Source organism: Aeoliella straminimaris (assembly GCF_024054565.1).
Lineage (GTDB): Bacteria > Planctomycetota > Planctomycetia > Pirellulales > Lacipirellulaceae > Aeoliella > Aeoliella straminimaris.
In genome coordinates this window covers 240283-255332 of the sequence record NZ_JAMXLR010000003.1, presented here as the reverse complement: position 1 = coordinate 255332, position 15050 = coordinate 240283, and the positions used below count along the sequence as shown (strand labels likewise).

Here is a 15050-nt window from a genome sequence, read left to right as displayed (position 1 = left end):
TTAGTCGCCGCAACGTGTGGACGTTCTGCAGTTCCTTCTTCTGCCAAAGATAAACGCCACTTTCGAGTAACGCAGTCAACTCACGACAGTTGGTGGGCAGATTGTTGATATACTTCGAAAAGACCTCTCGATGCCGTTTTGCGAGGCGTTCTTCCTTACGGCACTCGTAACACGCAACACAGTCGACATCGATGTAGAGCCCAAGCTCTTCGTACCAGAACTGCTGCTCGCGAGCGAAGAAAATGAACGGCCGTCCGCACTCCCGGCACGTCTTTTGGATGTCGACGTAGTACTCGCGCGGGAAGGTCGAGAAGTTCTGCTTCGAGAGATCAGCGGGAATTGCCGTCTGGGGATAGAGGTGTTCGTGCCGGTACTGCCAATAGCCTTCGACAATCTGGTCGTAGGGAACGTTGTAAGCCGACTCGATTGGTGCGGTGCCATATCGGGGATGCAGAACGTTCTCTCGCTCGACTGTTCGTCGCCCCTTCTTTGGCATGATAGTCTCACACCTGAGCTTCCGCACTCTCATACGCACGGATGTTCGTGCCGCTGGCGTCGTTCGTTACGGCGATGTCGTACAGCTTTTGGCCGGCGTCCGTGGGGTACTCGCCGGTGATGCAGGCCTGGCAGAGGTCGGATTGGGGGCGATTCACCGCCCGGGCGATCGACTCTAACGGCAGGTAGCGGAGCGAGTCGGCTCCCAGTTCGCGAGCCATGTCGGTGTAGGCCGCTTCGGGCTCGCGGCCGGGCGTCATGAACTCGGGTGCGAACAGCTCGCTGATGGTCGACATATCGATGCCGTAGAAGCAAGGAGCGATGATCGGGGGGCAAGCCACGCGGACGTGGATCTCGCGGGCGTGTCCCACTTCGCGAATCTTGTCGATCAGTACCCGCATGGTGGTGGAGCGGACGATCGAGTCTTCGACCAGCAGAATTCGCTTGCCTTCGAGCACTTCGCGAAGCGGCGTGTACTTGGCGGCCGCCTTGTCCTTACGGCCGGCGCCCCCTTCGATAAAGGTGCGGCCTGAGTAGCGGTTGCGAATCAGCCCCTCGACGCTTGGCACGCCGAGTTGATAGGCCATTGCGTCGGCAGCGCCTTTGCTGGTGTCGGGCACCGGCACCACGATTGTATCTTCGTCAATCGGTATCGTCTCCAGCTTGGCGAGTTCCTCGCCCAGCGTCTTGCGCGAAAGATAAACGCTGCGATCGTCGATGTTGCTGGCCACGTTGGCAAAGTAGATCCACTCGAAGAAGCAATGCGCCCGTCGCGGGCTGTCGGCGAAGCGTTCGATCTTGATTTCGTTGTCGACGATGGTGACCATCGTGCCCGGCTCGAGGGAGTGGATGTTCGCGGGTTCGAAGCCAAGGTTTAGTAGGGCCACGCTTTCGCTCGCCGCGGCGAACAAGGGGCCTTCGATGGCATAGCTCACCGGCTTGATACCGAGCGGATCGCGGGCGACCATCATCTCGCCCAAGGCGTTGACCAGGGCGACACTATACGCGCCGTCGAACTTTTGCGACACGTTGTGCATGATCTCCACGAGCGATGGGCGCAACTCGCCCGACATCTCGCGGCTGATCTCATGCATCATGATTTCGGTGTCGGTGGTCCGCGCCAGATGGTGATCGTCGTCTGCCAACAGAGCCTGTCGCAATTCGGCATAGTTGGCCAATTGACCGTTGAAGCCGAAGCTGAACCACTTACGTTTCTGCAGATGATGCCGTTCGAACGGTTGGGCGTAGCTGCGATCTTCCTCGCCGCACGTGGCGTAGCGGACGTGGCCGATGGCAGCGCGACCCTCGTACTGTTGCATCAGCGCTTCGGCTTTGCCGCGATGGCTGAGGCGAAACACCTCGGCCACGCTGCCCAGTTCGCGGTAGGTATCGATGATCTGCGACCGTGTGGGCGAGTAGCTAGTCATCCCGGCGGAGAGCTGACCGCGGTTCTGGATGTCCAGCAGCATCCGGGGCATCAATCGCGAGATGGCCTCCGGTCCCTGCTGGGGACACAGACGACTCGGCTCCGCCGACGGAAGGTGATAAATCGCGGCGATGCCGCATTCGTGGCGTAGGTCGCTCATCGAGACTGTGGCTTCCTGACGGGGAGGCGGGGGCGCAAACGAATGCCGGCCACCGCCCGCGGGGCGGCCTGAGAGCTTCGCTGCTGTCATTGTAGAAATTGCCTGACAACTCCTCAACCGACTAAACTTCACATTACGTCGAATCATGGGGACAGCCGAACGCGTTGACGTCGGATGGTATCGAGAAACACTGAGCCTACCGATTACAACGCACTCTATCGTACGGCGGCGACTAGCGACCGCCGATCGTCCCCCCAGGCCGCGTGTGTGAGTAAGGTCGAATAGCTGCGGTTCCGGTCATTTCAGTTCCGTCTTCACCTCGGCCGAGTCTGTTCGACCCCGAGTATCACAGGTCGCCCGATGCGGAAGCGATCGAGCGGTTTCCATTCCTTGAGCATCGCCCCCAGCGAAGCTGGTGGCAGCTTGGCGAGCACAAGCAGGGCCGGGGGCATGGTGGGAGCTGCGCCCAGCGGGAAAGAGAGAAATCGAAGGTGGGACTGGCGAACCCAAACAGCGGGAAACCGGTCCTACCGACACTCTCGACTGACCTGGAGGTGCGGTATGCTCCCCGATCGAATCGAAACCCAGCGGCTGATACTGCGGCGGCCGACGATGGCCGATGCCCGGTCCATTTTTGAGAATTACGCCAGCAACCCTCGCGTAACTCGTTACCTGTGTTGGCCGACGCACCGCTCGCTGGCCGATGCGGAGCGGTTCCTGCAGATGCTCGAGGAGTCGATGCGGCGTGGAGAGCAGTTTACCTGGCTGATCGAGCACCGCGCGCAACGCAAGGTCGGCGGTTCGATTGGTGTGGTCCTTCAGGGCAATCGGGCCGCCCTGGGCTATTGCCTGGCCGAAGAACTGTGGGGGCAGGGTAACACGACCGAGGCCGCCCAAGCCGTGGTGCCGCTCGTCTGGTCGCTGCCGGGAGTCGAGCGATTGGAAGCCGTGTGCCACGTCGAACATCTGCGCTCGGCCCGTGTGCTCGAGAAGATTGGGCTGCGGTACATCGGAATCGATCGCCACCACTCGGTGCTGCCGGCGCTGGGCCGGCATCGCCAGGACATGCTCCGGTACGGCGTCAGCCGCCCCGCGGGAATTTGAGTCCGCGCAAACCACGAGCCCCGGGGCATGAAGGTGCCCGAGGCTCGTTTCGTGTTAGAGTTTCAGGTCGGCAGCCGGTGGCTACTTCGCGTATCCGAGCGCCTTGACCACGCCCAAGACCTCTTCGTAGTTGATAAACCGGCGGCGGTGGCGGGCTTTGTATTCGTCGATGGCACGCGCCAGTTCGGCAGCTTCGGGCGAGAGTTCCGAGTGGCTGTTCGTAAACTGACGGCGTTCGCGAACCGGTGCGTCGCCGCGCGGGGTACTGCTGCGACGATCGATAAAGGGGCTTTCCAGTTCGGTGGCAGTCGTCGGAACGGTCAGGGTCGAGGAATCCATATCTTGGGCCTTTCGCGGAGGGGCGAGGCGAACAACAGTCGTGTGGTAGAGGACATCGCTAGGCAATAAAAGCCTAGGTCACCCGTAAGCGCGGCTAGCTCCGCATTCTCGCAGGTAGCGGCGATTCGGAAGGCCGCTTCCGGCTGTAACGATTGTGCCGGTTTACTGACGACGCGAGCCCGGACTCGGCGGCAGGCTGCTGACCTCCAGGCCCAATGCCTGTTGCGTTTGGGCGCGCAGGCCGGCCAGTTGGTCGGTGGGGCCCGACAATTCGATCGCCTGGGCTACTCGTTCAGCGGCAATCTGCGGCCGGCTGAGGGCCAGATAGGTCTCGGCTTCCAGTTGCAGGATTTCCGGCATTCGCTCCTCCGGCGGCGTGGTGTCACGCAGCCGATGCAGCGTTGCCAGGCACCGCTGGGCTTGCCCGCGATCGTGATAGAGCCGTGCCGAATCGAGCAACACCTCGGCGTCGTTGGGCGACAACAGCAGGGCTCGCTGCATATCGGCCAGGGCCCGGTCCAGTTCGCCGTCGGCGGCGTGGGCTCGGCCGCGAAGCGTCCAGGCCGTGGCCAGGCCATTGTTCAGGCGAATTGCCCGATCGGCCTGACGAATGGCCCGCTTGGGATCGCCAGTGGCCAGCAGCATTTCGCCGGCGCGAACGGCCGTCGAGGCGTCGTGGCGGTCGAACTCGGCGGCTATCGCCATGTGCTGCATGGCTTCGTCTTGGGCGCCCCGTCGCCAGAGGGCCTCGGCCAGGTACCTTTGAGCCTCAGGATCCTCGGGGGCCTTCTCCACGGCTTCGCTCAGCAGGCGCTCGGCCTCGGCCCACTGATCGACTTCAATGGCTGCCACGCCCTGCCGGGCCAGCCGACGCCCCGCCGCCACTGAGGGGGGCACCGGTTGCAGCGACCGCCAACTGACGCAGCCCGTCGTCAGCACCATGGCCGAGGCGGCAAAGGGCAGCAGGATTTTGGAGTAACGGTTCATGTACATGTGGAAAAGCGGCAGAAAAGGGCGGCGGATGATAGCAGGCGGCGCCCCGCGGGACAATGCCGGCCGCCCGCATGCGGGCAACCGGGCCGAACCTGCTGGCAGTCCCGCAGTCCTAGTGGCGTGGTCCGCCCCCAGGGCCGGTCTGTTGGCCGGCGGAACGCCCGCCGGTTGCGGTCCGTGCCGGGGCTCGATACACTCGTAGATTCTCTTGATTTTCCTTAAAAAACCGAGACTTCCATGCGTCACGTCCTGTCTGCCGTGGTCCAAAACGTCCCGGGCGTGCTGTCTAACGTGGCCGGCATGCTGGCATCGCGCGGCTACAACATCGATAGCCTCGCTGTGGGCGAAACCGAAGACCCCCAACTTTCTCGAATGACCTTTGTCGTCGTAGGCGACGACAGCGTCCTGGAGCAGGTTCGCAAGCAGCTGGAGAAGATCGTAACGGTCGTCCGCGTGACCGATGTGAGCGCCAAGGACTTCGTCGAGCGTGACCTGATGCTCATCAAGGTCGAGGCGCGGGGCGACGACCGCCCCGAAATCCGCGAACTGACCAATATATTCCGCGGCCGCATCGTGGATGTCTCGCCAGAGCAGGTGATCATCGAGATTTCGGGCCAGGAGCGGAAGATCGAGGCGTTTATCGATCTGATGCGGCCCTTCGGAATCACCGAGCTTGTCCGTACCGGCCGAATTGCCATGGTCCGCTCGATCGACCGTCCACAGCGTTCTGGCAACATTCGCCCCGCTGTCGGCACGATGAAAAAGGCCGAGTAGCCACGAGGCCTGCAGAGAAAACAAAGCCGCGACCGTTGGTCGCGCAACGCGTATCGAATCACCGCGACCACGGGTCGCGGTTTTGTACCCAGTCACCTATTCACTTACTCCCCCGTCACAACTATGCCAGCCAAAGTTTATTACGACGCCGACGCCGATATGGCTCACCTCAAGGGTAAGACTGTCGCCATCATCGGTTACGGTTCTCAAGGTCACGCTCACGCCCAGAATCTTCGCGACAGTGGCGTAAACGTCGTCGTAGGCCAACGACCTGGCGGGGCCAACTATGAACTGGCGAAGTCGCACGGGTTCGAGCCCGTTTCGGCCGCCGAGGCCGCCAAGCAGGGCGACGTGGTGAACATTTTGCTGCCGGATGAGGTACAAGCCGACGTCTACAAGAACGACATCCGCGACAACCTGGAGCCGGGCAACATCCTGATGTGCTCGCATGGATTCAACGTCCACTTCGGTCTGATCGAACCGCCCAAGGGGGTCGATCTGCTGCTCGTCGCGCCCAAGGGACCGGGCCATCTGGTCCGGAGCGAGTTTGTCGCCGGTGGCGGTGTTCCGTCGCTTATCGCCACCCGCGTCGCCGGCAGTGCCGCTAGCGACGACGACATGTCCGACGAGTCGTCGAACGTGTTCAAAGTGGGCATGGCCTACGCCAAGGGCAACGGTGGTACCCGCGGTGGCGTGATTCGCACGACGTTTGCCGAAGAGACTGAAACCGACCTGTTTGGTGAGCAAGCCGTTTTGTGCGGTGGTTTGAGCGAGCTGATCAAGGCGGGCTTCGACACCTTGGTCGAGGCCGGCTACCAACCCGAAATGGCCTACTTCGAGTGCATGCACGAGGTAAAGTTGATCGTCGACCTGTTCTACCAGGGTGGCCTGAACTACATGCGGTACAGCGTCAGCAACACCGCCGAGTACGGCGACTACAGCACTGGTCCGCGGATCGTGACCGACGAGACCAAGAAGGAAATGAAGAAGGTGCTCGACGAAATCCAGAACGGCACCTTCGCCCGTAACTGGATCCTGGAAAACAAGGCAGGGGCCCCTGGCTTCAAGGCCACCCGCCGCCGCGAGCGGAACCATCCCGTCGAGCAAGTTGGCCGTGAGCTGCGCCGCATGATGAGCTGGATCGACGAGAAGGAAGTCTAATCAAACGGCAAACGGGGAAAGGCGAACGCCGCAGTAGGGCGTCATGTCGCTTTCGGTGTTCTACTTTCCCTTTTTTCCAACGGCAAACCATCTAACCCTTTGCCTATCTGCCCGCGGAGCACTTTTGTGCAAGAAGCGATTGAAAAAGCCGATACCCTGATCGAGGCGATGGGGTGGATCCGTCGCTTCCGCGATAGCATCACCGTGATCAAGCTCGGGGGCAGCGTGATGGAGGATGCCGACGCGCTGCGGCATCTGCTGGTCGATATCGTGTTTATGGAAACCGTCGGCATGCGACCGATTGTCGTCCATGGTGGCGGGGCCGCCATCTCGCGGGCCATGGCCGAGGCGAAGCTGGAGCCCAACTTCATCCAGGGCCGCCGCTACACCGACCAGGCTACATTGGATATCGTTTGCCGCGTGCTGGCGGGTGACGTCAACGAGATGATCGCCCAGCGGATCGAGGAGTTTGGCGGTCGCGCCATGCCGCTGAACCCCAACGGCGAAACCGACAACAACGTGCTGTTTGGTGAGAAACTCACGCTCGCCGGCGAGGATGGCACTGAAGTCGATCTGGGTTTCGTCGGGCAGGTTACCGATGTCGACCGCGATACGCTCGACAACCTCTGTTACGCGGGCCAGGTGCCGGTAATTCCTTCGGTGTGCAAAACCAAGGATGGACAACTACTGAATGTGAATGCCGACACGGCCGCCATGGCAGTGGCCCAGGCTATGGGCGCCGAGAAGCTGATATTCCTGAGCGACGTGAATGGCGTACGCTTGAACAAGGACGACCCCGAGTCGCTGATTCACACCCTGACGGCCGACTCGGCCAAGGAGTTGATCCAGCGTGGCGTTATCGAGTCGGGCATGATTCCCAAAGTGGAAGCCTGCCTGGAAACGCTCAGTAAAGGCGTCCAGAAGATCCACATTATCGACGGCCGGCTCCGCCACTCGCTGCTGCTGGAAATCTACACCAACCGCGGCATCGGCACCGAGATCGTGTCGGAGATTTAGGTGAACCGCCAATGGTCGCTTGTGCTCATACCCAGTAGTCGAATTAGCCCGGATTTGGATGCGGAGTGAAAGATCCGAGTTCTGGGGAATCCGGCTATGTCCTACCTTACCTTCCGGAGTTTTCGATCCGTGTCCACCTCATCCACCAGCATGTCGCCTGCCACTCTTGAGTTGTTCGAGCGGTACGTGGTGCCCAACTACCGCCGGTTTCCGGTGTCGTTGGTGCGTGGCGAGGGGTCCTGGGTGTGGGACGATCAAGGGCGGCGGTACCTTGACTTTTTTCCCGGCTGGGGCTGCAATCTGTTGGGCCACTGTCCGCCGGCCGTGGTCGAAGCGGTGCAGGAGCAGGTGGCCAAACTGATTCACGTGCCCAATACCTGGCACTTCGAATCGCAAGGCGAGTGGGCCAGGCTGCTGAGCGAACGAAGCTTCGGTGGCAAGGCCTTCTTCTGTAACTCCGGCGCCGAGGCCAACGAAGCCGCCATCAAGCTCGTACGTCTGCACACGCCCCCCGAGAAATATAAGATCATCACCTTCGAAGGTGGCTTTCACGGCCGTACGTTTGGCGCCGTCTCCGCCACGGCGCAGCCCAAGTACCACGAAGGTCTGGAGCCGATGCTGCCAGGGTTCGACTACGCACCGTTTGGCGACCTCCAGGCTGTCAGCGACCTGATCGACGATCAGACCGCCGGTATCCTGGTCGAGCCGATTCAAGGCGAGGGCGGCATCCGCATTCCGCCTGCTGGGTTTCTCGAAGGGCTCCGCAAACTGGCCGACGAGCACAACCTGCTGCTGGTGTTCGACGAGGTGCAGGCCGGCAGTGGGCGGACGGGCGAGTGGTTTGCTTATCAGAATTTTGGTGTTACGCCCGACATCATGACTCTGGCCAAGAGTGTCTGCGGTGGCATAGCTGGCGCCGCGGTGATGACCACCGCCGAGATTGCCCCCAGCATGCGACCCGGCATGCATGCCGCCACGTTCGGTGGCAACCCGATTGCCGCCCGGGCCGGTATCGCCACGATCGAGACCATCGAACGCGAAGGGTTGCTCGCCCGCACCAAGGAACTTGGCGAGCGGTTCACCGCGCGGCTGGCTCCGCTGGTCGAAGAACTCGAGTTTGCCAAGGAACTACGCGTGCGGGGCCTGATGATCGGCCTGGAACTGACCGTCGACGCCACCAGCGTGGTGGGCGACTGCATGGAAAAAGGGCTGCTGCTCAATGCCACCCAAGGCACCGTGATTCGTTTGCTGCCCGCCATGACGCTTACCGACGCAGAAGTAGACGAAGGATGCGATATCCTGGTCGACGTGCTGCGAAATCTGAATTAGCTGCGTTCTGCTCAATCATGGAATTGCCATGCGACATTTGATCACCCTTGAAGACGTTTCCGCCGCCGAGATCGAGACGATCTACGCGATTACCGAAGACCTGAAAACCAAGTTTCAGGCCGGCGTTCGCGAACCCATCCTGCCCGGGCGGATGATGGCCCTGTTGTTCGAGAAGCAATCGCTTAGAACCCGCGTCAGCTTCGAGGCGTGCATGACTCACCTGGGCGGTGGCAGCATCCTGTTGGGCGACGACGCCGGGTTCGGCAAGCGGGAGAGCATTGCCGACTTTACTCGCGTGCTCAGCGAAATGGTCGACGTAATTGTCGTGCGTTCCAAGAAGCACAGCACCGTGGAGGAGGTGGCCAAGTACTCCAAGGCGGCCGTCGTCAACGGATTGACCGACCAGTCGCACCCCTGCCAGGCCCTGGCGGACCTCTATACGCTCCGCGAGCACGTGGGCAGTCTGAAAGGTCGCAAACTGGCCTGGGTGGGAGACGGAAACAACGTGGCGGTGAGCCTCGCACGCGGGTGTGCCAAGTTGGGCATGTCGTTGAGTGTCTGCGCCCCCGCCGGGTACGAGTTGCCAGAGGATTTTCTCACCAAACTCAAGCAGTCATCGCCCGACGCGGACGTCACGAACACCACCGATCCCAAGGAAGCGGTGGCCGATGCGGATGCCATCTACACCGACGTATGGGCCAGCATGGGACAGGAATCGGAGCAGGCGCAGCGCAAGAAGGACTTTGCCGACTACCAGGTGAATGCAGAACTGATGGCCGCCGCTCCCAAGGGGGCCGTCTTCATGCACTGCCTGCCCGCCAAACGTGGCGAGGAAGTCACCGACGAAGTGATCGACAGCCCGGCAAGCATTGTGGTTCCCCAAGCCGGCAATCGAATGCACGTGCAGAAGGGCATCCTCGTGTGGCTCATGGGCAGCCAGGCCTAGGGCTGGACTGAAGCAAAGTGGTTGCGCAGCAGCGGCGGTGCTCATCGCCGTGGCTTTCATCGCCGTGTTGCATGGACTTGCTTGAGTCCCAATCCTCGCCCTTTGGCAGGTCACATCGACTTGCGAACGCAGTATCTCTCCCATCGCTGCGGCAGGTAGCTCGCGGGAGCCTGAGCGGCTCTTCGGCCCAGGGAGGTTTTAGCCACCCGGCGTTAGGTGCTAGGATGGGCGTGCCATACGTGTCCCCTGTCATCTCAACTTCAAAGTTCTCACAACTCCATGCCTACACGCAACGATGGCCGCACGGCCGACGAGCTTCGCCCCGTAATGTTTCAGCGCGGCTTTGCCGCCAACGCTCCCGGCAGCGTCTTGGTCTCGGCCGGCAACACCGTGGTGCTCTGCACCGCCAGCGTTTCGGACGACGTGCCACCTTGGATGGCCGGCAAGGGGAAGGGCTGGGTCACGGCCGAATACAATATGCTGCCAGGCAGCACCTCGCCGCGCAAACCTCGTGACCGCAAGAAGGTCGACGGTCGCACCACCGAGATTCAACGGTTGATCGGACGGAGCTTGCGGGCGGTGGTCGACCAGCAACGTTTAGGAGAACGGATGGTGACGGTTGATTGCGATGTTCTAAAGGCAGATGGAGGGACCCGCACCGCCAGCATCACCGGGGCTTATGTAGCGCTGTACGACGCCCTGCTGTCGTGCGAAGACCTCTCGCCCGAGGGCACTTGGCCGTTGGTGGATTCGGTGGCGGCTGTGAGTGCCGGCGTGGTGGGCGGCCGGGTGCTACTGGATCTCGACTACTCGGAAGATTCTGCGGCCGAGGTGGATATGAATGTCGTCATGACCGGCAGCGGGAAGTTCATCGAAGTGCAGGGCACTGGCGAAGGAGGCACCTTTACCGGCGAAGAGTTGCAAGGGTTGTTGCGCGCCGCCGAGGCCGGTATCCAGCAGCTCACGGAGAAGCAACAACAGTCGCTCAATGGTGCGTAGCGTGTCGTGTCTCCCACGCATAAAACGACAAGCAACAACTAAAAGAGCCCCGGCCAAACGTGGTCGGGGCTCTTGGGGGGGCTCAGCGAGGCTCGTCCTGGAACGAGTCGAGATTAGTTGTTGTTGTTATTGTTGTTATTGTTGTTGTTGTTATTGTTATTGTTATCGTCGTTATTGTCGTTACCCTGGTCGTCGTTCGCTACACCAGCAAACGTGAAGGTCGCCACGTCGCCGATGGTCGAGAAGAACGGTACCGAGGTGATGCGGACGTAACGACGGTCGGCCGATACGACGCCCGTGGCCATGAAGTTCGTACCTTCGGGCAGGGCCGTCACCACTGGCTGGAAGCCAACGGCTCCGTTGCCGCCACCCAGGAGTCGCCGACGCATTCGGGCATCGCGAGGATCGATGGCACGTCGCGGCAGAGCCCGCGGATCGGAAACCGCATCCAGTTGTTGGGCGAGCACCGCCCGGCTGACGGCTTCCTGTCGCTCGATGGCGCGAGCAATGTGCTGGGCTTCCAGAGGTTCGGTGCGTCGACCCTTTTCGAGTTGGACCTCGACCAGAGCGCCATCCTTACCGAGTTCGAGCACCTTGGTTTTTTGCTCGACCTGATCGGTATTAAAGTGCTGGAAGACATCGATGGTCACCTTGCCGGCGGTCACCTCACCCCATACCGGAGAGATCTTCGCCCGGTAAGTACCGGTGAAGCCGCGGGGGCAGACGTAGGTTTCGCTCAGCACGCCGGTGTTCGAATTTTTCTCCACGCCGGTGAACACATCGCCCATGTTAACACCACCGCCAGCAGAGCGGGGATCGGCTGACGAGCAGACCGAACCGCTCGGCTCTTCGACGCTCAGGTCGACATCGGCATCGCCCGTCCAGGAAACGCGAATGACGCAGTCCCGTTCGATGGCCTTGCTGAGCTCATTGCGGAAGGCACGTGCTTCGTCAGCCCGACCGGCCTTGGCCATCTTTTCGATCGTGGCGGCGGCGACCTGCCAGGCGGTTTCGCTGATGACTTCCTGCTCGGCCGGCCAGGCCTGCTGCAGGATGCCAACGCATGCCCAGCGGATGCCATCCAGGTCGTCCACCCGCTGTGCGGCTCGCAGGCCCAGGGCGTAAGCTTCGCTGCGGAGCGAATCGACTTTCACGACTTGCTGATAAAGCTGCAGGGCTCGCTCGTTCATATCGAGTTGCGACATATATTGAGCGATGTACATCAACTCGTCGGCCGAGCGGCTGAAGTCGGCAGCCGACATGATGGCTCGTTCGATATCGGCCTTGTCGCGATTGTCCATCCGCATGGCAATGCCCAAGGCTTCGTACATCCAGGGCTGAGGTTGACCATGACGCAGTGCCGATTGGATCAGCGCCGTGACATGGTCGTAACGACCCTTCTTCATCAGGTCACGAACCTCACCACGAACCGCAGCCGGCTCGCGAACTGCAGCGCCAAAGTAGCCATCCCAAAACAGCTCTGGCGAGACGCTCTCGTCGATGGTTACCGAGGCCGGCTCGGACTTGCTGGTGCTGGCCGAGGAAGCCTCGGTTGCTTGGGTTTCGACAGGCTCGGTTGCTTCTGCGGTTGCCTCGGCTGCAGGGGCCTGGTTGTCGGCGACGCTGAACGCACCACCGCCACCCATCATACCGCCGCCCATGCCGCCACCCATCATACCGCCGCCCATGCCGCCACCGCCCATCATGCCGCCGCCCATGCCGCCACCCATCATACCGCCGCCCATGCCGCCACCCATCATACCGCCGCCCGCGTTGGGCGTTTCGATCGGCAGTACCAGGTCGGCCACCGGGTAGACTTTGACTTGCAAGCGAGTCAGGGCTTCTTCTTCGGTGGTAATCAGCAGCACTTCGTCGGAGATGACGTAAGTCAGTTCCAACTGGCGAAGCATGATGCGGAGCGCCGAACGGAGCGAGATGTTACGCAGGTTCACATCGATTGGCTCATCAGGCGACAGGCCCAGGTCGTCGAGGGCCTGCAAGTCGATCTGCACTTCGATGTTGTATTCGTCCCGAAGGAAGTTCACTACTTCCGACAGAGGAGCGGACTGGAATTCGAGGCCCAGACTGTTCAACGGGTCGGACAGGGCTTTGGTGATCCGCTGCTCGGCACCGTCCTGGCCAGCCAGGTCAACCGCCTTGTACTTCTCGCGTCGATTCGTGAGCTCTTCCCACACATCGGCATCCGGATAAATAATCGGTGGTTCGTCCGGTTGCGGAATGCCCGACAGTTCCACCTGGAACAAGGTGTCCCAGAATGCGCGGTGCCGTCGTTCGCGAGTGATGTCTTGCAGATAGTGATGCCGATCGAAGCGGGCGTTGAGCTCCGCCACGACAGGAGTCACGCCGTCGGGATCGACTTCATAGAGGATCTGGGCAACCTCTTCCGCTTCCGCGTAGCGATGCTCGTCCATCAGGGCGTTCATGCGCTGGACCAGTTGCTTTTCCTTTTCGACCTGACGCGTCAGGCGATCGTTGATCAGGCGGCGTTCCCGCGCTGCGGCGGCACGCTCTTCGGCTTGCTGACGCAGTTCGGCGTCGATCACCGACGCCCGCGCGGTTTCCTGCAACACGGTCTGCAGGCGGTCGATCAGTTGACTGCGAACCTCGGGGATTAACTGCGGAGATTGGCGAATGTTCTCCAGCACCAGCTTCAGGTTCTGCGAAGCCAACTCGGGATTCGAACGCATGTTGTCGCGAGCTTGGGAAACAGCCAGTTCGACTTCCTTCTCCAACATCTCCGAGAAGATGCGATTCTGACGCTCGACTTCGGTGAGGAACGAACCATCGACCACGGCATCGCGGGCGGGGACACCATTGATGAACTCGCCGCTTTGCGGTCCGACGATCATGCCACCGGAGGGCGGAGGAGGAACGACTTCGCCAGCCTGGGCAATGCGAACCAGGTTCAGGTCGCTATCGTTCGAAGCACCAGTGTTGGGCTGCGAAGGTTGCTGTGCCGGGACGGGGGCACCCTTCTGGATCAAGGCCTGTACGGTCTTGGCCCGGGGATTGCCCGGATCGCGACGAAGCACGGTCTGGATGATGCGTCCGGCATTTTCGCGGTCGCCCATCACGGCGGCCCGCTCGGCCAGGTTGGTCAGTTCGTCCACACTGGCCAGCAGCATCCGGCCCGTTTCCTGCAGGCCGCGGGTGCCCAGGGTGGTGAGTGCCACGCCGTCGGTACGCTCGGCATTTTCTACCAATTGAGGCAGGAACGATAGCTCGCTGGTGGCCGGAGATTTCTTTACCGTCCAGCTCAGCTCCTGGTTGCCGGCTTGGGCCGTCAGGTTGGCAGTTTCGACCTCATCGGCCAGTTGGCCGACCACGATGGTTTCGCGATCGCTCCGGACCGGCAGCAGTTGCTTGGGATAGGCGGCCGCAAACTCGGCGGGCCAGTCGGTAGTTGTGGGGAACACCACGTCGGCGTGTACCCAGTTGGCGAGCGCCTTGCCGGCCACCCCGCCGCGGCGGCGGTTTTCTTCCAAGGCCCGCTCGGTGGTGATGCCTTCTGCGGTGTTGGGCCAGGTCATCTTCTCGTCAACGTACAGATTGCCGCCCGTTTGGTTGGCCAGCGATGCCAGCAGTTCCAAATCGCGTTGGGGGCCAACGGCGAAACTGTTGACCGAAATGTTCTGCTTGCGAAGGTCGGTGACCAGCTTGCCGAACGCGTCGGCTTGCATCAGATTGGCAGGGCTCATGCCATCGCCGATGTAGACCACGGTGCGGGCACGATTCGAATCGGCATCGAACATGTCCGCAGCACTGGTAAGGGCCAGTTCCATGTCGGTGGAGCCGAGTGGCGGCTCGCGGCGAATCTTCTCCACGGCGCTGGAAACGGACGAATCGCCTTTACCAGCCAGGGAGTCGTTCATTGGGCGGGCTTCCAGGTCCACGGCCACCACTTGCACGCGGTCGGCTGGGTTGAGTCCTGCAATGCATTTCTCCAGCGCGGCGATAGCCGTGTCGCGGTAGAAACCGGACTGACTGGCCGACGTGTCGACGAGCACCACCACGTCGCGGGGAGCAGGCTTTGTGGCTTCGATCGGTGGAACCGTCAAAGCGAAGAAGGTCTGCCCGTTTTCGGCGGCAAAAGTCTCCAGCCGTGCCTCGTCGGCCAGAAGCGGTGATGCGAAGGCCGCCCCGACGATTATCGCCGTAGAAAGAACGAGCTTGCCAGTGTTCATAAAAGTCGTCATCGGGGTACTCCGAGTAGGTACCTTTTACGGAAGCGGCCGCCTGTTCCGACTCCCGGAGCTCGGGAGACTACGGCCGCGCAATTTGCCTAA

General features: G+C 61.5%; 12 protein-coding genes. 7 read left to right on the top strand and 5 right to left on the bottom strand.

Annotation, left to right across the window (positions count from 1 at the left end; all coding sequences use genetic code 11):
• Positions 1–496 (bottom strand): zinc-ribbon domain containing protein (locus NG895_RS00960; protein ID WP_252850563.1); only part of this gene is annotated, 496 nt, incomplete at its 3' end.
• Between the two features lie 7 nt (positions 497–503).
• Positions 504–2081 (bottom strand): amidophosphoribosyltransferase, encoded by a 1578-nt coding sequence (locus NG895_RS00955; RefSeq protein WP_252850562.1) that lies wholly within the window; start codon positions 2079–2081, stop codon positions 504–506.
• A 561-nt stretch (positions 2082–2642) separates the two neighbouring features.
• Here NG895_RS00955 and NG895_RS00950 point away from each other — a divergent pair.
• The gene (locus NG895_RS00950) at positions 2643–3185 is read left to right on the top strand and encodes a GNAT family N-acetyltransferase (protein WP_252850561.1); all 543 of its coding nucleotides are present in this window, start codon (positions 2643–2645) and stop codon (positions 3183–3185) included.
• A gap of 81 nt (positions 3186–3266) precedes the next feature.
• Here the strand turns inward: NG895_RS00950 and NG895_RS00945 are convergent, their stop codons facing one another.
• On the bottom strand, positions 3267–3524 hold the full coding sequence (locus tag NG895_RS00945; protein WP_252850560.1) for a hypothetical protein: 258 nt from the start codon (positions 3522–3524) through the stop codon (positions 3267–3269).
• Positions 3525–3686: 162 nt separating this feature from the next.
• The gene (locus NG895_RS00940) at positions 3687–4511 is read right to left on the bottom strand and encodes a tetratricopeptide repeat protein (RefSeq protein ID WP_252850559.1); all 825 of its coding nucleotides are present in this window, start codon (positions 4509–4511) and stop codon (positions 3687–3689) included.
• A gap of 243 nt (positions 4512–4754) precedes the next feature.
• Between NG895_RS00940 and ilvN the strand changes: the two genes are divergently transcribed.
• The 6 genes from ilvN to rph all read left to right on the top strand — a co-directional run bounded on the left by ilvN (position 4755) and on the right by rph (position 10743).
• Positions 4755–5291: an acetolactate synthase small subunit gene (ilvN, locus tag NG895_RS00935; RefSeq protein WP_252850558.1), complete on the top strand. Its 537-nt coding sequence runs from the start codon at positions 4755–4757 to the stop codon at positions 5289–5291.
• A gap of 123 nt (positions 5292–5414) precedes the next feature.
• Positions 5415–6452, top strand: coding sequence for a ketol-acid reductoisomerase (gene ilvC / locus NG895_RS00930; RefSeq protein ID WP_252850557.1), 1038 nt, complete (start codon positions 5415–5417; stop codon positions 6450–6452).
• Positions 6453–6578: 126 nt separating this feature from the next.
• Positions 6579–7469 (top strand): acetylglutamate kinase, encoded by an 891-nt coding sequence (gene argB / locus NG895_RS00925; protein WP_252850556.1) that lies wholly within the window; start codon positions 6579–6581, stop codon positions 7467–7469.
• Between the two features lie 129 nt (positions 7470–7598).
• Entirely contained in the window at positions 7599–8798 is a 1200-nt protein-coding gene (locus tag NG895_RS00920; protein WP_252850555.1) for an aspartate aminotransferase family protein, read from the top strand.
• A gap of 28 nt (positions 8799–8826) precedes the next feature.
• Positions 8827–9744: an ornithine carbamoyltransferase gene (gene argF / locus NG895_RS00915; protein WP_252850554.1), complete on the top strand. Its 918-nt coding sequence runs from the start codon at positions 8827–8829 to the stop codon at positions 9742–9744.
• Positions 9745–10023: 279 nt separating this feature from the next.
• Positions 10024–10743, top strand: a complete 720-nt coding sequence (gene rph, locus NG895_RS00910) for a ribonuclease PH (protein ID WP_252850553.1) — start codon at positions 10024–10026, stop codon at positions 10741–10743.
• A gap of 113 nt (positions 10744–10856) precedes the next feature.
• Here rph and NG895_RS00905 read toward each other — a convergent pair whose 3' ends face one another.
• On the bottom strand, positions 10857–14960 hold the full coding sequence (locus NG895_RS00905; RefSeq protein ID WP_252850552.1) for a VWA domain-containing protein: 4104 nt from the start codon (positions 14958–14960) through the stop codon (positions 10857–10859).
• Positions 14961–15050 lie beyond the last annotated feature (90 nt).